Source organism: Enterococcus mundtii (genome assembly GCF_003957375.1).
GTDB classification, from domain to species: domain Bacteria; phylum Bacillota; class Bacilli; order Lactobacillales; family Enterococcaceae; genus Enterococcus_B; species Enterococcus_B spodopteracolus.
The window spans coordinates 43,553-61,967 of the sequence record NZ_CP025473.1 but is presented as its reverse complement, the minus strand read 5'-3'; the positions used below and the strand labels follow the sequence as shown (position 1 = coordinate 61,967).

General features: G+C 38.6%; 15 protein-coding genes and 3 pseudogenes. 7 read left to right on the top strand and 11 right to left on the bottom strand.

Annotation, left to right across the window (positions count from 1 at the left end; all coding sequences use genetic code 11):
• Positions 1-217: 217 nt before the first annotated feature.
• From CYK55_RS00610 to CYK55_RS00585, 6 genes are all read right to left on the bottom strand, one after another.
• Entirely contained in the window at positions 218-1,303 is a 1,086-nt protein-coding gene (locus CYK55_RS00610) for a BMP family lipoprotein (RefSeq protein ID WP_034689422.1), read from the bottom strand.
• Between the two features lie 63 nt (positions 1,304-1,366).
• The gene (locus CYK55_RS00605) at positions 1,367-1,765 is read right to left on the bottom strand and encodes a cytidine deaminase (protein ID WP_019724046.1); all 399 of its coding nucleotides are present in this window, start codon (positions 1,763-1,765) and stop codon (positions 1,367-1,369) included.
• 17 nt (positions 1,766-1,782) lie between these two features.
• On the bottom strand, positions 1,783-2,445 hold the full coding sequence (gene deoC, locus CYK55_RS00600) for a deoxyribose-phosphate aldolase (RefSeq protein ID WP_126133804.1): 663 nt from the start codon (positions 2,443-2,445) through the stop codon (positions 1,783-1,785).
• 13 nt (positions 2,446-2,458) lie between these two features.
• On the bottom strand, positions 2,459-3,760 hold the full coding sequence (locus tag CYK55_RS00595) for a pyrimidine-nucleoside phosphorylase (RefSeq protein ID WP_034689424.1): 1,302 nt from the start codon (positions 3,758-3,760) through the stop codon (positions 2,459-2,461).
• A gap of 140 nt (positions 3,761-3,900) precedes the next feature.
• On the bottom strand, positions 3,901-4,917 hold the full coding sequence (locus CYK55_RS00590; RefSeq protein ID WP_034689425.1) for a LacI family DNA-binding transcriptional regulator: 1,017 nt from the start codon (positions 4,915-4,917) through the stop codon (positions 3,901-3,903).
• Positions 4,918-5,418: 501 nt separating this feature from the next.
• The gene (locus CYK55_RS00585; RefSeq protein WP_034689427.1) at positions 5,419-6,024 is read right to left on the bottom strand and encodes a class I SAM-dependent methyltransferase; all 606 of its coding nucleotides are present in this window, start codon (positions 6,022-6,024) and stop codon (positions 5,419-5,421) included.
• 289 nt (positions 6,025-6,313) lie between these two features.
• Here CYK55_RS00585 and coaA point away from each other — a divergent pair, with 289 nt between their 5' ends.
• Both coaA and guaA read left to right on the top strand, forming a co-directional pair.
• Positions 6,314-7,237, top strand: a complete 924-nt coding sequence (gene coaA / locus CYK55_RS00580) for a type I pantothenate kinase (protein ID WP_019723173.1) — start codon at positions 6,314-6,316, stop codon at positions 7,235-7,237.
• A gap of 58 nt (positions 7,238-7,295) precedes the next feature.
• Positions 7,296-8,861, top strand: coding sequence for a glutamine-hydrolyzing GMP synthase (guaA, locus tag CYK55_RS00575; protein ID WP_034689428.1), 1,566 nt, complete (start codon positions 7,296-7,298; stop codon positions 8,859-8,861).
• A 474-nt stretch (positions 8,862-9,335) separates the two neighbouring features.
• Here the strand turns inward: guaA and yicI are convergent, their stop codons facing one another.
• The 4 genes from yicI to CYK55_RS00550 are packed head-to-tail and all read right to left on the bottom strand — an operon-like array spanning position 9,336 to position 14,637.
• Positions 9,336-11,594 (bottom strand): alpha-xylosidase, encoded by a 2,259-nt coding sequence (yicI, locus tag CYK55_RS00565; protein ID WP_126133803.1) that lies wholly within the window; start codon positions 11,592-11,594, stop codon positions 9,336-9,338.
• 11 nt (positions 11,595-11,605) lie between these two features.
• On the bottom strand, positions 11,606-12,445 hold the full coding sequence (locus tag CYK55_RS00560) for a carbohydrate ABC transporter permease (RefSeq protein ID WP_034689639.1): 840 nt from the start codon (positions 12,443-12,445) through the stop codon (positions 11,606-11,608).
• Entirely contained in the window at positions 12,442-13,308 is an 867-nt protein-coding gene (locus CYK55_RS00555; protein ID WP_126133802.1) for a carbohydrate ABC transporter permease, read from the bottom strand. The genes CYK55_RS00560 and CYK55_RS00555 overlap by 4 nt, the downstream gene beginning before the upstream one ends.
• Before the next feature lie 48 nt (positions 13,309-13,356).
• Positions 13,357-14,637, bottom strand: a complete 1,281-nt coding sequence (locus CYK55_RS00550; RefSeq protein WP_126133801.1) for an ABC transporter substrate-binding protein — start codon at positions 14,635-14,637, stop codon at positions 13,357-13,359.
• A gap of 113 nt (positions 14,638-14,750) precedes the next feature.
• On the opposite strand from CYK55_RS00550, the gene CYK55_RS00545 reads away from it, so the two are divergent.
• The 5 genes and pseudogenes from CYK55_RS00545 (at position 14,751) to CYK55_RS00525 (ending at position 17,596) form a co-directional block, all read left to right on the top strand.
• The gene (locus CYK55_RS00545; RefSeq protein ID WP_126133800.1) at positions 14,751-15,689 is read left to right on the top strand and encodes an AraC family transcriptional regulator; all 939 of its coding nucleotides are present in this window, start codon (positions 14,751-14,753) and stop codon (positions 15,687-15,689) included.
• Between the two features lie 339 nt (positions 15,690-16,028).
• Positions 16,029-16,262, top strand: a complete 234-nt coding sequence (locus CYK55_RS00540) for an addiction module antitoxin (protein ID WP_034689648.1) — start codon at positions 16,029-16,031, stop codon at positions 16,260-16,262.
• Positions 16,259-16,665 (top strand): annotated as a pseudogene (locus tag CYK55_RS00535) (type II toxin-antitoxin system death-on-curing family toxin). The gene CYK55_RS00540 and the pseudogene CYK55_RS00535 overlap by 4 nt, the downstream one beginning before the upstream one ends.
• Before the next feature lie 94 nt (positions 16,666-16,759).
• Positions 16,760-17,212: pseudogene (locus tag CYK55_RS00530) on the top strand (GHKL domain-containing protein); the annotation flags it as partial.
• 13 nt (positions 17,213-17,225) lie between these two features.
• Positions 17,226-17,596 (top strand): annotated as a pseudogene (locus CYK55_RS00525) (LytTR family transcriptional regulator DNA-binding domain-containing protein).
• 150 nt (positions 17,597-17,746) lie between these two features.
• On the opposite strand, the gene CYK55_RS00520 reads toward CYK55_RS00525, so the two are convergent.
• Positions 17,747-18,217: a TspO/MBR family protein gene (locus CYK55_RS00520; RefSeq protein WP_126133799.1), complete on the bottom strand. Its 471-nt coding sequence runs from the start codon at positions 18,215-18,217 to the stop codon at positions 17,747-17,749.
• Positions 18,218-18,415: the final 198 nt, after the last annotated feature.

Genomic DNA, 18,415 nt, shown 5'->3' with positions numbered 1-18,415 from the left:
GACATTGTTTAAAAAATAAAAGGGACGATGACGATCGCTCACAAAACGTCGCTCATCGAGCAACTAAAATCCAAGGAACTAAGCTACTTGTTACAAGTTGTTCCCTTATCCAAATCGGGATACCTAGCAACTTGCATAAAAAAACAACATATAAGTAGATAACTAAACGATAGCCCTGTTAAACAATTGTCCAACAAGGCTATAGAAATGGTATTTATTAGCTTTCAGGAGTTTCAGGAACTTCGATGTCACCTGAAATGATTTTTTCTTTTGCTTCATCTACTGCTTTTTTCGCTTCCTCAGAAAGTTGGCCTTCAGTGATCCCTACACCGTCTTCTTTCAAACCATAAACAGTGTGTTCGCCACCAGGGAAGTCACCATCTGCTGATTGTTGTGCTAAATCTTTTACAACTGTTCCTACACCTTTAAGTGTTGATGTCAATGTGAAGTTTTTATCTTCACCATTCAATGTGTAGTTCCCTTCGTCAGATTGGTCACGGTCAACACCGATTACCCAAACTTTTTTGTCGCCTGATTCATTTAATGATTTTGCTTCTTGGAAGACACCGTTACCTGTACCACCTGAAGCATGGAAAATGATGTCAGCGTTTTGTGCGTACATACCTTGTGCAATTGAACGTCCTTTATCTGGAGCTGAGAAATCACCTGCGTATTGGTTCAATACTTCGATGTCTTTGTTCAACGCTTCAGCGCCCGCTTTAACTCCAGCATTGAAACCAGCTTCAAAACGGTCGATTACTTCACCTTTAACGCCACCGATAAATCCAACCACATTTGTTTCAGTTGTGTAAGCTGCTGCAACTCCAGCAAGATAAGAAGCTTCGTTATCTTTGAATGTTGCTGAAACTACGTTGTCTTTTCCTTCGATCACATCATCAATGATTGCAAAGTTTGTTTCAGGGTTACTTGTTGCTTGTTCTTCGATTGCAGGTTTCAATTTAAAACCAATCCCAAAAATTGTTTTAAAGCCAGCGTTTAACGCTTGATCGATATTTGGAATATAATCTGATTCATTGGCAGATTGGAAATATTGGAAGCCATCGTTTCCACGTGACAAGCCTTGCTCTTTACCCCACTCTTCTAACCCTTCCCAAGCTGACTGGTTGAATGAACGGTCGTCGACGCCACCTGTATCTGTAATCAATGCTGCAGTTGCTGTTCCTGATGCACTGTTTCCACCGGTTGAATCAGTAGAATCTGAACCGCCGTTACCGCATGCGCTTAAAAGTAAGCCTGCTGATAGTGCGATAGCACCTAAACCAAATAATTTTGCTTTTTTCATTTCTGTAAAGCCCCCTAAAAGTAGTTGTTTTTTCAACAGTCAGCTGACTGAATTGAACATAATTTATAAATCTTTTTCTGAAAATGCGTAAGGTAATAACTCTCTTACGGTCATCGTTTTCGTCACACCGTTGTCGCCTACCAAAGTGACTGGCATCTCTGGCTCACAAAATTCTGCCATTACTTGGCGACAAGCACCACATGGAGAAATCGGCTCAGGTGTATGACCTGCAACGACTAGATGTGTAAAGTCCATTTCTTTTTCAGATACTGCTTTAAAAAACGCAGTACGTTCTGCGCAATTCGTTAAGCCAAATGACGCATTTTCGATATTCAATCCTTGATAGGTTTTCCCAGATGCTGTCACTAAACAAGCACCTACTGGAAATTTGGAATAAGGCACATACGCTTTATCCAAAGCGTCGATAGCGATATCGATCCATTCTTGTTTGATTTCTGACATCTTTTTCTCCTTAGAAATTAATAGCCTTCGCCAGTTGAACCAGACATGATTGCGACACCTGCACTTGTACCGATTCGTGTGGCACCAGCTTCGATCATCGCAACGGCTTCTGCTTCATTGTGGATACCACCTGAAGCTTTAACGCCCATTTCTGGACCAACCGTTTCACGCATCAAACGGATATCTTCCACTCTTGCTCCACCAGTTGAAAAACCAGTAGATGTCTTAACAAAATCAGCTCCTGCAGCTTTCGCTAATTCGCAAGCTTTGATGATTTCCGCTTGTTCTAACAAGGCTGTTTCAATGATTACTTTAACTAACGCGCGATCTTTTGCAGCTTCGACTACGGCTTCGATATCTTTTTTCACGACATCATCTTGTTCAGTTTTCAAGGCACCGATATTGATGACCATATCCACTTCATCTGCGCCATTTTCGATCGCATTCTTTGTTTCAAATGCCTTTGTTTCAGCCGTATTTGCTCCTAATGGGAAACCAATAACGGTACAAACAGCGACTGGCTCACCTTGTAATTCCTCTTTCGCCAAGGCAACCCATGTTGGATTGATACATACTGAATAGAAATGATGTTTTTTTGCTTCCTCAATAATGCGCATCACATCTACTTTTGTTGCATCTGCTTTTAGAATTGTGTGGTCGATCATTCGATTTAATTCCATGTCTCTTCTCCTTCTACTCTGTAATGATGTCATGAATCAAGATAGGCTTCTCCGCCGTATCACCGATTTCAATATTTTTATATAATAAGTCGATCACTGGCGAAATGTCTTCTTCATTACTATAGATCGTCAATAGCGATTCGCCAGCTTCTACTTTATCACCGATTTTCTTATTCAATCGCAAACCAACAGCGTGATCGATCGAATCTTCTTTCGTTTTACGTCCTGCACCAAGCATCATTGCTGCGATCCCGAATTCGTTTGCAACGATTTTGGTCACGACACCCGTTGTCTTAGCTGGCAGTTCATAAATATAACGAGCAGTTAACAACCGCGCAGGTTCATCGACGATTGTCGGATCCCCCCCTTGGTTTTGGATCATCTCTTTGAATTTCGCTAAAGCTTTTCCAGATTCGAGTGCTTCTTTAAGCAATGTACGTGCTTCTTCGATCGTTGTTGCTTTACCTGCTAGCACCACCATCTGACTGCCTAAAGCATAGCACATTTCGACTAAATCTTCCGGTCCGTTCCCCTGTAGTGTCTCGATTGCTTCAATGACTTCTAAGCTGTTGCCGATCGCTTCACCCAATGGTTCAGACATATCAGAAATCACTGCCACTGTTTGACGATTAGCCAACTTGCCGATCCTTGTCATGGTCTTAGCTAAACGTCTTGCATCTTCGATATTTTTCATGAAGGCACCGTCACCCGTCGTCACATCTAGCACGATCGCATCCGCTCCTGCGGCGATTTTTTTACTCATGATCGAGCTAGCAATCAATGGGATCGAGTTGACCGTTGCTGTCACATCACGCAAAGCATACAATTTTTTATCTGCTGGAGCGAGATTGCCCGATTGGCCGATCACCGCTACTTTACTTTCGTTCACGATGCGGATGAATTCTTCATCTGATAGTTCGATCCGAAATCCAGGAATAGCTTCTAACTTATCTAATGTGCCACCTGTGTAGCCAAGACCACGCCCTGACATTTTTGCCACAGTTGCACCTACACTTGCTACTAAAGGTGCTAAAATCAAGGTAGTTGTATCCCCCACACCTCCGGTAGAATGTTTGTCGACTTTTATTCCTTCTAATGAGCTCAAATCGATCACATCGCCAGAATGAGCGATCGCCAACGTTAAATCTGTGATTTCTTCATCGGTCATATCTTGATAAAAAATAGCCATCAATAATGCACTGATTTGATAATCAGGGATTTTATCGTTTGTGTAGTTCGTGACAATATACGAAATCTCTTCTTTTGATAACTGGTATCCATCTCTCTTTTTTTCAATCAAATCGACCATCCGCATGACGTAATCCTCCTCGTCTTCATTCGGTATTATACAGGAAATCTGAAAAAGGTAAACCACTTTAGTAAACCGGTTTACTATTTCCCCGCAATGTATCTCACCAACTTTGTAAACACTTACATAAGCAATATAACGCCCAACTAGACCTTTGTCAATGTTTTTACGCTCTCACGAATAATTAATTTTGTTTCGAACACTTTGTTCGGAACTTTTCTTTGTGGAAATTCAATCGTATCAATCAAAAAGCGAGCCGCGTAAAAACCAATATCGAAACTCGGTTGCTTGACCGTTGTCAGCTTAGGAATCATATACTCAGACAATTTTAATCCGTCAAAACCAATCACTGAAATATCCTCTGGAATCTGCTTGCCCATTTCATGAATAGCTTGGTAGCAACCAATTGCCATCGCATCATTGCCACAAAATACCGCTGTCACATCTTTATGACGTAACAAGCGCTTACTTGCTTCGTACCCTCCTTGGACAGTCAGGTCTCCTTCTTCGACAAACTTACCGTTGAACGCCAGTCCATGGTCTTTTAGTGCATGACGATAACCATTGAACCGCTCCTCTAACTGATAGTAGCCAGTTGTCTCTTTTAGCATACCAATTTTAGTATGACCATTTTTGATCAGTAACGAGACAGCTTGATAAGCGCCTTCATATTCTTTCACGATCAAGCGACCGTTATCTCGACGATTCAACCCACGATCGATCAGGATGATCGGCATGTTGTTATAAAAACTACTATCAAGTGCATACTCTTGCGGCAACACATTCGGCGTCGCTAACAATAAACCATCTACGGATCGATGAGAAAGCTCCCTTAAATACTTCAGTTCATTGTCTTGACTATGTCTGGAGTTACAAAGAATGATGACATATCCTAAGGGGTTTAAATAACTTTCAACCCCTTCGATCACTTTGGAAAAGAAGAAATCTGTGACATCTGGCACAATCATGCCAATCGTTTTTGAGTGGCGATTGATCACATTGGAAGCAAAATAATCGGGCTTGTAATGATGTTCATTTACGATCGATAACACTTTTTTTCGTGTCTTTTCACTAAAACGGCTGCCTTTATTATTTAAAATCTGTGACACAGTCGTCACTGAAACACCTGCCATCTCAGCAATATCTCGAATTGTCAGTTTCACTTTTGTTCCCCCTTTATATATGTAAATTCCCTAACAGTGTACCAAATGGTTTTCGAAATGGATAGAGGGAATGAGGTTAGGCCAAAATTAAATGAGTCTCATATAGTGATTCACTAGATAAATTTTATAACAATGTCTTATGTTTCATGGTTCACTCTCACTTCACCTCATCCTACTTTATTTACCCATCACCGATGACTATTCGTTTATTTGGTGTAGTAACATCTATATTCTAAAACTCGACCGACCCACACTAGTATATTTAAATTGCTTTGATTTTATAGACTTTTAAAAAAACTCGATGTGCTTTTTTACTGTTATTTTAGCTATGTAAAAGCATTAAATAATATGTTATTTTTCTATCTTGCATTACTTATTTATTACTTTATTTGTATTGTCATTTTCCTTTCACATCCATTGATCAACTTCTTGTACAAACAAAAAAAGTCAAAGAAATACTGCTTATTTCTTCGACTGTTTCGTTGCTTACATTCAGTTTTTTCAGTCTTCTTTCACACTCCGGATAATATAATAGCCTTTATCTTTGATCACGATTTCTGCGTTGCCAAATGTTTCCTGCATTTTCTTTTGTGCGCTAGGTGCCCCTTGTTTTTTCTGAATAACGATCGTTAAAGTACCGCCCGTACGTAAACGAGGATACGCACCTGTCAAGATTTCATGTACGACTTTTTTGCCTGCACGAATCGGTGGATTGCTGACGATTGCAGCATAATCTGTTTCTGTCACCTCTTCATAAATGTTTGACTGGTAAATCGCTACATTTTTGATTCGATTTCGCTTCGCATTTCCTTGTGCTAAATCAACCGCTCTAGCATTAATGTCTACCATCTCCACGAAACGCTCACTCGCATAGGCAAGAGAAAGCCCGATTGGACCATAACCACAGCCAACATCCAAAATTTTGCCTTCTGGTAGCTGTGCCCAGTCAAAGGCATCGATCAATACACGTGAGCCATAATCGACTGTTTCACGTGAAAACACGCCCGAGTCTGTCACAAACTGAAAGATTTTTCCTCTTAACTCAAATGACCATTCGTCAAACTCATGAGCAGTCTCTGGGTGTTCGGAATAATAATGATTCGTCATAGTTTCCATCCTTCTCAATTAGATGTTCATAGTCTAACGTGTTCCTGGAGAAGGTGCAAGCGAAACTGTACCTATCAGAGATTTTAACCATTCACTACTTGAAACTTTTGCTGTACTGCTATGATTTGATTCAATCTTTCCATTTTTTTTATTTCTCAAAAAAAAGCCTACTTTCATCGTATTACTTATTTAATCAAGAAAATAATACGATATCCCTTCTTAGTGGTAGGGTTCGACACGCATTTATGTTAAAATAGGTCCATTGATGGGAGAATCCAGGAGGCTATGTATGAATGATCCAATGAATTATTACCGTGTGGCAAGAGAAGAGTGGCGCGAATTTTACCGAAATGGTCAAGCTCCATTGACACAAGATGAACTAGATAGTATAAAAAGTTTGAACGACCGTATTTCCATGCAAGATGTTCGCGACATTTATGTACCACTTGCACACTTGATTTTTCTGCATATGAAAGAGTTTGAATCCCTCTCTCTGAGCAAAGGGTTGTTCCTTCATAAATACACTCAAGTCCCACCGTTTATTATTGGGATTGCCGGAAGTGTCGCAGTTGGTAAAAGCACCACCGCACGCTTATTACAAATGATTTTATCTCGGACATTCAAGCGTAGAAATGTCCAACTGATCACGACAGATGGTTTTTTATATCCGAATAAAGTCTTAAAAGAACGTGGTATCATGGACCGAAAAGGATTTCCGGAAAGCTATGACATGGAAAGGTTGATCGATTTTCTTAATCAAGTGAAATCCGGTCAAGAAACAACCAAAGTTCCAGTCTACTCTCACGATGTCTATGATATTATTCCCGATGAATACGAACTGATCCAACAACCGGATATTTTGATCGTCGAAGGAATCAACACGCTTCAACTACCAGCTAATCAACAAATTTACGTCAGTGACTTTTTTGATTTCTCTGTCTACGTTGATGCAGATTCTGAATTGATCGAAAAATGGTATTTGGATCGCTTTGGCGCGTTACTTGATACAGCTTTTCAACATCCACAAAACTATTATTACCAATTTGCCATTGGCAATCGTGAAGATGCGTTTAAAATGGCAAGAGATGTATGGAAAAATGTGAATTTGAAGAATTTAAACGAATATATCTTGCCTACTCGTGGAAGAGCCGATATAATTCTCCATAAAACTGAAAATCATATTATTGATTCGATTTTCATGCGAAAATATTAGCATTTTAAAATAGTTCAACTATTTTGAGATAAATTTTAAAGGGATAGGGGTAATAAATGTGACGAACGTTGCCGATATGACAAACGTTGAAAAAATTATCGTACTAGATTACGGTAGTCAATATAATCAATTGATTACACGACGCATCCGTGATTTAGGTGTTTTTTCTGAATTATTGAGCCACCGCATTACAGCTGAAGAAGTGAAAGCCATGAATCCGAAAGGAATCATCCTTTCTGGAGGACCAAATAGTGTCTATGATGAGAATGCTTTTGGCATTGATCCTGAAATCTTCAATTTAGGAATTCCAGTGTTGGGTATTTGTTATGGTATGCAATTGATTACGTACAAACTAGGCGGTTCTGTTGAGCCTGCAAAAAATCGTGAATACGGCAAAGCATTGCTTGAAGTAACAACCGACGATGCGGCGCTATTCAGCCAAACACCAAAACAACAAACCGTTTGGATGAGCCATGGGGATCTAGTAACCAAAGTACCAGAAGGTTTTGAAACTGTTGCTACAAGTAGCGATTGCCCAATCGCATCGATCCAAGACAAAGAACGTAACTTCTACGGTATCCAATTCCACGCAGAAGTCCGTCATTCAGAATATGGGATCGAATTATTACGTCATTTTGCTTTTGACATCTGTCACTGTGAAGGCAATTGGACAATGAACAATTTCATCGATATGCAGATCGAAAAAATCCGTGAACAAGTTGGCGATAAAAAAGTCTTACTTGGTTTATCTGGCGGAGTGGATTCAAGTGTCGTTGGTGTCCTTTTACAAAAAGCGATCGGTGATCAACTAACATCGATTTTCGTTGACCATGGTCTATTGCGTAAAGGTGAAGCAGATCAAGTCATGGAAAGCTTAGGCGGAAAATTTGGCTTGAATATCATCAGAGTAGATGCAAGAGAACGTTTCTTAAATAAACTTGCAGGTGTCTCTGATCCTGAAGAAAAGCGTAAAATCATCGGTAACGAATTCGTATACTTATTTGACGACGAAGCAACAAAGCTTGCCGGCGAAGAAGGTGTGTCTTTCTTAGCCCAAGGAACACTTTACACCGACGTAATCGAAAGTGGAACAGAAACTGCCCAAACGATCAAATCACACCACAACGTAGGTGGCTTGCCTGAGGACATGCAATTTGAATTAATCGAACCATTGAACACATTATTCAAAGACGAAGTCCGCGAACTAGGCACACAGCTTGGTATGCCTGACTCAATCGTTTGGCGCCAACCTTTCCCTGGACCAGGTCTTGGTATCCGTGTCTTAGGTGAAATCACTGAAGAAAAATTGGAAATCGTCCGTGAATCAGATATGATCTTACGCGAAGAAATCGCCGCTGCCGGTCTTGACCGTGACATCTGGCAATACTTCACTGTTTTACCTGGTATCCGTTCTGTTGGCGTCATGGGCGATGGTCGTACGTATGACTACACTGTCGGTATCCGTGCGGTCACATCAATCGATGGCATGACAGCTGACTTTGCACGTATCCCATGGGATGTGCTACAAAAAATCTCTGTACGTATCGTCAATGAAGTCGCACACGTGAATCGTATCGTGTACGATATTACCTCTAAACCACCTGCAACTGTGGAGTGGGAATAGGATAATCAAAAAAACCGTGAATCCTTTGTTAATGAAGAGATTCACGGTTTTTTTGTTTTGTAACTAATGGAATACAAAACAGGCTCTTTGTCAATAAAAGTTGAAATGAATAACAAAAAGACTGAGGGGTATCAAGGCTCTCAGTCTTCAATCATTTTTAAAGTTTCTCACAAAGCACCCCAATCACTTCAACTATCTACTTTTTTACATAAAAGGTGAATCTATACGTATCAGTAGTACATTTATCTCTTCTAATACTTCGTAGATGTTGATCAAAATCGCGTAAGAAATCGAACCTGTCACGTCATGGTGATGGGCGAGTCGTTTCTCTCTTTCGATTTTCCATTTGCTCGTAACCACCATGGCTGGCTAGACAAAACAGACGAAACAACACGCACACTCTACCTTCTCTCATGGGTTGATGTTAAGATGTCGTTTCGTCTGTTTTGTTGTCTAACACCAGCACCTTTTTTTCTATTCAACTAGCATGGAGCAGCCTAGTGGATGTTCAGTCCATCCTTGTACTTTCCGGTTTCTAAGCACGACTTGGACATGTGATAACCCTTCTATTTTGACATAATAGCTATTATCTTCAGGGATAATCGTGATCATACCCACTGGAAGTCCTTTTTGATCCACCACTCTCTGTGATACTTTTTCAGTCACTTCAAAGGCATGCACAGTTAAGTCTTTCGTATAATCATATGCAGCGGTCGTATCCACGGAACCTTCAATAATCAATGAATTAGGACGGACCATGAGTGGTAAGTGGAAGTAATCATAGGTCTGTGTGTGCCATTGTTGACCTTCAAATACTCGATTATCTAAATAATTCGTCCAACGTCCTTCTGGTAAATAAAAAGTGACCATTCCCTGCTCATTAAAAATCGGTGCAATCAACAACCGTTCACCGAACATATACTGTTTATCGATCGTGTGCGTCGTATAGTCTTCTGGAAATTCCAGCATCACCGGGCGCATCATCGGGATACCTGTTTGCGCTGTTTCTACCGCTTGCTCATAGATATAAGGCATCAAGCGATTTTTTAATTTTGAAAATCGTTGGCTGACTAACACAGCTTCTTCCCCAAAGTTCCACGGTACTCGATATTCAATATTACCATGGTAGCGACTATGAGTAGATAGTAATCCGAATTGTGTCCAACGTTTATAAATATCCGCTGTCGCATTCTCTTCAAATCCACCAATGTCATGGCTCCAGAAGCCAAAGCCGGATAACACAAATGAGAGTCCACCCCTTAATGATTCTGCCATGGACGGGTATTCCGATAAGTTGTCCCCACCCCAATGAACTGGAAATTTTTGTGAACCAACCGAAGCAGAACGAGCAAATACGACCGCTTCATCTGGGCGTAATTCTGCTAATAATTCAAAGACGACTTCGTTATACAGATACGCATAATAGTTGTGCATTTTTTGTGGATCAGAACCATCGTGATAATTCACATCCGTAGGTATACGTTCACCAAAATCCGTCTTGAAGGAATCGACACCGATTTCTATGAGTTCCTTCAGCCTTTCTTTATACCAATGACGCGCTTCTGGATTGGTAAAGTCAATGATTCCTTGACCCGCTTGCCAAAGATCCCACTGCCAAACTTCGCCATGTTTATCTTTGATGAAATACCCTTTCTTTTTACACTCTTGAAAGGCTGCCGCTTTTTGTCCGATATACGGGTTGATCCATACACAGACCTTCAAGCCCTTCTGGTGGATTTTTTCAATCAGTTGTTGCGGATCTGGAAACCGCTCGCGATTCCATTCAAAACCGCACCACTCGAATTCTCTCATCCAAAAACAATCAAAATGAAAGACATCAAACGGAATCTCTCGTGTCTGCATTTCTTCAATAAATTGCATGACTGTTTCCTCCCGATAATCCGTCGTAAAGGAAGTCGATAACCACAAACCAAACGACCATGCAGGTGGCAAGGCTGGTTTGCCAGTTAAATCAGTGTATTTCTTTAAGATCGTTTTCATATTGGGTCCATAGATGATATAGTATTCTAATCGTTCACCTGCTACACTGAATTGTGTCCGTGAAACATTCTCCGAACCGACTTCAAATGAGACATTTTCAGAATGATTGACAAAGACACCATACCCTTGATTCGTTAAATAAAAAGGGATATTTTTATACGCTTGTTCACTACCAGTACCGCCATCTTGATTCCAACAATCAATGATTTGCCCATTTTTGATGAAATGGGTAAATCGTTCACCTAATCCATAAACATATTCATACGGATCTAATGACAATTGTTCTCGCATGTAATACAGCCCGTCACTACTTTTGACCAACGCCTGTGCTTTTGGCAAAGAAGAAGTCAAACGTTTCCCTTCCGCGAGAAAATCAATTTGGAATGCGGCGTTTTTCGGCACTCGTGCGACTAATTGTCCTGATTGAAATGTATAGAATTCTTCATTTTCTGTATCGATCATAACAGAAGTTAATTGTTTGTTTAGTTGGAAATCAGGTCCAGTTTGTACTTTGTCATGATGCACCAGTTGTACTTTGATAATATCTTCTCTTGGTGATTCAAAAGACAAGGTCGTCATCCCTAGATTCAAGGTATCTCCTCTTGTCTGGATCGGTTTATAAGGCAAGAAAAGAGTTAAGTTGTCCTCCTTCACTTGAGCTTCATAGACATGATTCGAGTGTTCAAGGTGAAATCCTTCTTTTGCCAACCAATAGCCGTTTGTAAACTTCATTTATTTTCCTCCTACTTCACTGCGCCATCTGAAATGCCTTTTACGACATATTTTTGCAAGACAACAAATAAAAGAATAATCGGTAAGACGACGATCACTAGCGCAGCCAGTGCGAAGTGCCACTGCTTATTGAATTCGCCGAAGAAATAAAACATCTGTAAAGGAATTGTATACATCCCTGCTTTGTTGATGCTTAATGAAGGCAACAGATAATCATTCCAAAACCATAAGGCATTCAATACGATCACTGTCACTGTTGTAGGCTTCAGCAAAGGAAAAATGACTTGCCAATAGATTTGAAAGGTATTTGCCCCATCGATCAATGCCGCTTCATCTAATGATTTCGGAATGCCTCGTAAAGCACCATAATATAAAAAGGTCGACATACTTGTTGCTAATCCTAGATACATCACCATCAAGCCTGGTTGGTTCAGCATACTGACTTGCCCAAAAAGTGAAATCAAAGGGATCATGATTCCCTGAAAAGGAATCAATAAGCCAATTGCAACAAAGAAATATAGAAATGAACTTAAGCGACTCGTGTTTCTTGATAACGCGTAAGCCGCCATTGAAGAAACGAACACGATCAACACTAATGATCCGATCGTTATCAGTAACGAATTAGCTGCACTTTTGAAAAAATCCAATCGCTCGAACGACTCGATATAGTTATCAAGTATTAACCCAGTTGGTAAAGTGAGTGTGTTTTGGAATATCTCTGCTTTGGTTTTGAATGAATTGATTACCACCAAGAAAAAAGGATAAAACCACAAACTAGCAAGCAATATCCCGCCTAAAATCAGTAAAGCCTTCTTAAACTGTCGTGGATGTTTCGCTTTGGATTGCTTCATGCACTGACCTCCTTTTTTCTTGTCAGTGAGATTTGAACCACTGAAATGATCACGATAATAACCAGAAAAATCACCGCTTTCGCCTGTGCATAGCCCATCTTACGCATCCTAAACGCTTCATTATAGATATTCATCGCCACCATTTGTGTGGAATTGAATGGGCCACCTTGTGTCAGCGCTAAGTTTTGATCATAGATTTTAAATGCATTGGACAACGTCAAGAACAACGTGACGGTGAAAGCTGGCATCAACATTGGTAATTTGATACGGAAAAAAACTTGCAAAGGATTTGCCCCATCTATATCTGCCGCTTCCAAAATCTCTTCTGGAATGTTGTTGAGAAATGAGATATAGATCAGCATCATGTAACCACTCATTTGCCAAACAAATAAAATAATGAGCCCCCAAAACCCCGTTTCTGGTGTGTTCAACCAACTGGCAAAAAAATCGATCCCCGTCATAGTGGCCAGACTTTCAAATGCTTTATTGAAAATAAACTGCCAAATAAATCCTAGGATGATCCCTCCAATCAGATTTGGCATGAAAAAAATCGTACGGAAAAAAATCGTCCATCTACCTAATTTTTGTGTCACGAACATCGCTAGACCTAAAGCCACGACGTTGATCAATAGTACACTAAAAAATGAAAATTTTGCGGTAAATAGTAAACTGTCGATAAATCCTTGATCAATCAATGCCCGAAGATAGTTTTCAAATCCAACGAATTCACCGACTGTATTGCCATTCCAGTTTGTCAGTGAATAATAACTACCTGTCAGTAATGGAATGAACAAAACGATTGTTAACGCGAGTAATGCTGGTGCAAGTAACAACCAAAAAGCTTTTGTACGATTTGTTAACATGAGAACCCTCCTTGTGTCTCACTAGGTAGAAACCAGCAGTTAGCCACTTTACTTCCTCTCTTGTCCCCAACTGGTCTGCACAGTATCAATAAATTCTTCCCAAGAGATTCGATTGGCTGCATACGCTTGGATCTGAACACCAAATATATTTTGTCCAAATCCATCTGGATAGGAATTATGGACCCATGGAACGGTTTTACCTTTGCTTAAATACGTATAAATTTCCTTGGATAACGGATCATTGATCGTTTCGCTCGAAAAGTTGGTATACGCCGGAATAAATTGAAACTCATCGACGATTGCTGTCATCGCCTGATCATCCGTATACATCCATGTTAAAAATTCGATCGACGCCTCAATGACTGCTTGATCTTTATCCTTATTGACCCCCCAATACCAAGCTGGCCCCGCCACGATGTTGCTTTCTCCCGATGCTTCGATTTGCATAGGAAGAATCCCTAGTTTTTCTTTCGTGAACGTCTCATCTAAGCTATCTAATGTTGGTACGATCCAATTTCCTTGATGGATGATAGCCACTTTTTCACTGGCAAATAATTCTTCAACAGATGTACTGTAATCCATTGCCTCCATTGGTTGTGCATTGTACTTAATGACCAAGTCGGTGTAGTTTTTCATTTGCTCGGCATAATCTACGCTTAATTCCGGTGCTTCATAGGTCATTTCTAAGCTGTTCTCAAACTCCGGAGCAAGAAAATTTGAACTATATTGACTGGATACCCACGTTTCTGCCCCGCTAAAACCAAATACGCCTTGTAGCCCAAGTTCATCTTTTTTACTATCCAATAATTGAACGGCTTCTTCAAATGCCTCAAATGAGTTGATCGATCCACTATCGATCCCAGCTTGTTTAAAAAAATCCTGGTTGATCAACCAGCCATATCCTTCGATATTCATCGGTACCCCATAGACCGTCTCGTCGAGTGTAGCCCCCTCTAATGTCCCCTCAATTGCTTGTTTTGCTAACGTCGTTTCCCCAAGATCATAGAGTTTATGTTGCCAAATCTGCGTATCTGCTAATCCACCTAACATAAAGATATCCGGTTCATCTCCTGAGGAAAACTTCGATTGTAATGCTGCCGTCGCATCAGTTCCTCCCCCAACCGTCGTCAAGTTGATCTTGATTTGTGGATGGTCTTTCTCGAAAGCCTCCACTAAGACATCCATTTGCTCGGCTGTTTCTGTCTTGATATTGAAAATCTCTAATGTTACACTACCATCATCTGAAGACCCGCTTTGTGCCGTCCCGCAGCCAGTAATTCCTAACACCATGATAAAAGCAAGTATTAAAAATCCTCTTTGTTTCTTCATGATTATTCCTCCTCTTCTTATTCACAAATTGATTATATTGATATTTACAACGGTATGTAATCGCTATCTTAATCAAAATACTTTGTAATATTGATCAAAATGGAGGAAATGTGATGTTTAGACCAAACGATATTTTTACCCCCAATCCTAGTCAACAAGATATTGATACCACGCTAAAGGAAATGACCGAACATGGGAATAGTTTGTTTCCAATTGCCGTTCACTATACGAATCACCCAGCCTATCAGGAAAATATGATCCACCCCCATTGGCATCGAGAACTAGAGATTCTTTATGTCTATCAAGGACTCATGGAAGTGAAAATAGAAGGAGTATCTTACGTTGTTCACGAAGGAGAGGTTGTGTTTATTCCTGCGAATCAACTACATGAAGCACGCAATCACCAAGTGAATGCCTGCGCTTTTTTTGCCATCGTGTTTGATGCTTCATTCGTTGAAAGTCGTGTTTCCGATCATATCCAGCAAACTTATCTTGATCCATTGCTTCATTCAACAGAGCAAGCAGCGATCCATTTTACAAATGATTGCTCAGATATTTTGGAGATCCAACAACTTGTTATCACGATCATTGATACATTTGCCTTGAAAGAATCTCGCTTTGAACTGACGATCAAAGCACAATTATTCTTACTGCTCAAACATTTTTCGCGCTGCAGTGCTCAGGTAAATCCTACAAAATTAGTTGCTAGTAAAAACAAACTCAACACCTATCGCTGTAAAAAAATCATTCTATACCTTGAAGAAAATTACCAAAACACCATCACTCTTGAAGCAATCAGTGGTCATATTGGCTATAGCAAAGAGCATTTCTGTCGTTTCTTTAAAAAACATTTCCGTATGACTTTTTTTACGTATCTAAATCAAATGCGCATCAAAAAAGCCGAATACCTGTTACTGCATACTGAGTTGAAAATCATCGATATTGCCTTGGAAGCTGGTTTTGAAGACGCGAATTATTTCAGTAGCCTTTTTAAACGTGAGACCCAAATGACTCCGTCAAATTATCGAAAAAAAAACGCAAAAAATCATTGATTTTGCGCTTGATTTGTTAGTTGAACAATGGTTACGAGAAAAGATCTATTCTAAAACAGCAACATCTTGTATAGACGATATCTTTGATTTATTTGTCAACTCTTCTTACTTTCACTGTCAATAGAAACTAATTCATCTTGTTTCGCTAATTTGAAATATTTTCTTATCGTATCAGCTATATTCCACTCACGGAATAAGCGACTTTGTATTTCACTTACTTTGCGAACTGAGCTGAAAATAACAATATAAAGAAAAACTCATCTTTCTATAGAGTTAGATATAAGAGTGACTACGATTGGTTTAAAATCAATAAGCGTATATACTAAAGGGGAGAAGACTATGACAATTAAAGAAAGAAAATTCAGAGAAGCGGGGAACTCAGTAGTGTTAACTATTTCAAAGGAGTTTCTCAAAGAAAATGGGTTAAATCCTGGAGATGCGGTTTTTTTAGATGAAGAGAAACTTCGAGCAGCAATTATAAAAAAACAAACCTTATCTGATGAAATTGATGTAGTTATATCTCAAGCATTCACTGAATATGATACTACTTTTAGAGAGCGTGTTGATACATAAGTATTTATTACCTGGAAGCCAAAGATATTATAAAAATGAATGTGATCCAAATAAAAAAATACTCTCCTAATGAACCGATTGGTGTAAAGGACGCAAATGCTTTAGAAATGTGTGTAGGGCAACTTCAAGCCTCAGCTTTTGGTGAAGAGGTGTGTCCTTCGATTTATGAAAAAGTAGCTATCCTACTTATACAATTGATAAAGAAACATCCTTTTCACAATGCAAATAAACGTACTGCTTTCTTAGCTACTTTTGTTTTTTGAAAATCAATAGACAACTGTTAGCTATTGATCAAAAAGATGCTGTAAATTTAGTGGTATATATTGCTACATATGATAAGGATGTTGACCAACTAAAATATCAAGTGATTAACACTATAAAGACACATACGAAACCCATTTAAGGAGTGGCTGTATGTGTTTTTATAAGTGTTATTAGCTGCTATAGCGAAAGGATTGTAGTAAATTACAAATCGCTATAATTCCAACTATAGAGAACTTAGTTTATTAGATAAAATAAATGTAACGGAAATAAGAAGCTTATTGTCATTAAAATTAATGATAGCAATAGAGAAAGGTATCTCTCTACAGATAACCATACCTGCAGAAGTCAAAATTGATTCCAAGCATACGGTTAATTTAGTTCGTATACTTGGTATTGTCTTAGATAACGCAACAGAAGGAGCTGCTGTGACAAAAAAGAAAAAAATTGAATTGTTAATTTTAAAGAAGAAAAATTCGTTAGTTATTCGAGTAGTTAATACAACTATCAATAAACTTCCACTTAACCAATTAAAACAAAAGGGTTTTTCTACGAAGAGCAATCCTAAAAATGAAGGACTGGATCTGCATATCCTGGATAATTTAGCAAAAACGAACCCTTATCTATTGATTGAAACTTCAATTGAAAATCAGCGTTTTTCTCAAACAATTTATATACAAACACATTAAAAGGAGCTTTTTAATGATTCCAATATATATATGTGAAGATGATCCGAAACAACTTGAGATGATAACTACTGTCATCAAGAATCGAATCATGATCGAAAACTTAGGTTGCTATATCCATTTCGTTACTTCAAATTCCCAAGATTTACTCACAAGTGTTCAAATAAATACATCTCCTTTGAGTATTTATTTTTAGATATCGAATTGAAAGACAGTGAATTGAATGGGATTGAAGATAGAAACCATCACTTTATTCGTTGCCATAGATTATTTGTAGTAAATACCCAGAATATCCAAATGATTAATAAAAAGATACGGGAAGTTACTTTAGAAAACGGGGACATTATTCCAGTATCCATTCGTGGTCTGAAAAAACTAATTACTTGAAAATTAAATTCAATTGACTATTTACATATTTACAGAAAATACCACACAGACTGAAGTGATCATTCAGTCTGTGTGGTATTAGTAATTTCAACAAAAAAATTTTATTATTTAGAGCCTAATATTAGTATATTTCCTGTGAATTATTGCGAATTAATTCAAAAAATAAATTGAATAATTTAATATAGTAGCAAATATTACCCATAGATAGTAGGGAATCATTAATAGCATAGCTTTCCGACTATTCATCCACAATTGATAGAGTAAAATCGTTAAGAAAACTAAAAGTAAGCTGATATCAATAGCTGCAATAAAGCTATTCTTCAAATTAAAGAATAATATCGTCCATAAAAAATTACAAATAAACTGAATCGCAAATAGGAGTAATAATCTGCCTTTCATTTTTGTAGAAGGTAGATTGATTATTAAATACAACGCGCCTCCCATCATAATATATAGAAGGGTCCACATCGGTCCGAATATCCAGCTAGGCGGTGCAAATGGCGGTAACTGTAAAGAATAATAATAGTCTTCTGGGTTGCCACTAAAAATACTTGATAAAAATCCTAACCCAACGATTCCTACAAGACATAACCATAAACGATAATCTTTTAAATAATTCATGTTTGAGAAAATTCCTTTCTATTATTTAATCACTTTCTATCAACTTTTTTTCATCATCTTATCTTTATTGAGTAGAAACTTCAGCGGTTAAATGATATATGTTTCTTTTAACCTATTCACAATATTTCCTTCCTTTAAGAAAATTATAATATGAATATAAAAGGATAAACTATTTTTTTCATAAAGTGTTCTTTTTAG

Excerpts from the sequence above, each read along its gene's own strand:
- CYK55_RS00605 (WP_019724046.1), bottom strand. The coding sequence starts at position 1,765 with ATGTCAGAAATCAAACAAGAATGGATCGATATCGCTATCGACGCTTTG.
- CYK55_RS00595 (WP_034689424.1), bottom strand. The coding sequence starts at position 3,760 with ATGCGGATGGTCGATTTGATTGAAAAAAAGAGAGATGGATACCAGTTA.
- CYK55_RS00520 (WP_126133799.1), bottom strand. The coding sequence starts at position 18,217 with ATGAATTATTTAAAAGATTATCGTTTATGGTTATGTCTTGTAGGAATC.
- CYK55_RS00560 (WP_034689639.1), bottom strand. The coding sequence starts at position 12,445 with ATGAAGCAATCCAAAGCGAAACATCCACGACAGTTTAAGAAGGCTTTA.
- yicI (WP_126133803.1), bottom strand. The coding sequence starts at position 11,594 with ATGAAGTTTACAAACGGCTATTGGTTGGCAAAAGAAGGATTTCACCTT.
- CYK55_RS00540 (WP_034689648.1), top strand. The coding sequence starts at position 16,029 with ATGACAATTAAAGAAAGAAAATTCAGAGAAGCGGGGAACTCAGTAGTG.
- coaA (WP_019723173.1), top strand. The coding sequence starts at position 6,314 with ATGAATGATCCAATGAATTATTACCGTGTGGCAAGAGAAGAGTGGCGC.
- CYK55_RS00550 (WP_126133801.1), bottom strand. The coding sequence starts at position 14,637 with ATGAAGAAACAAAGAGGATTTTTAATACTTGCTTTTATCATGGTGTTA.
- CYK55_RS00545 (WP_126133800.1), top strand. The coding sequence starts at position 14,751 with ATGTTTAGACCAAACGATATTTTTACCCCCAATCCTAGTCAACAAGAT.
- deoC (WP_126133804.1), bottom strand. The coding sequence starts at position 2,445 with ATGGAATTAAATCGAATGATCGACCACACAATTCTAAAAGCAGATGCA.
- CYK55_RS00555 (WP_126133802.1), bottom strand. The coding sequence starts at position 13,308 with ATGTTAACAAATCGTACAAAAGCTTTTTGGTTGTTACTTGCACCAGCA.
- CYK55_RS00585 (WP_034689427.1), bottom strand. The coding sequence starts at position 6,024 with ATGACGAATCATTATTATTCCGAACACCCAGAGACTGCTCATGAGTTT.
- CYK55_RS00610 (WP_034689422.1), bottom strand. The coding sequence starts at position 1,303 with ATGAAAAAAGCAAAATTATTTGGTTTAGGTGCTATCGCACTATCAGCA.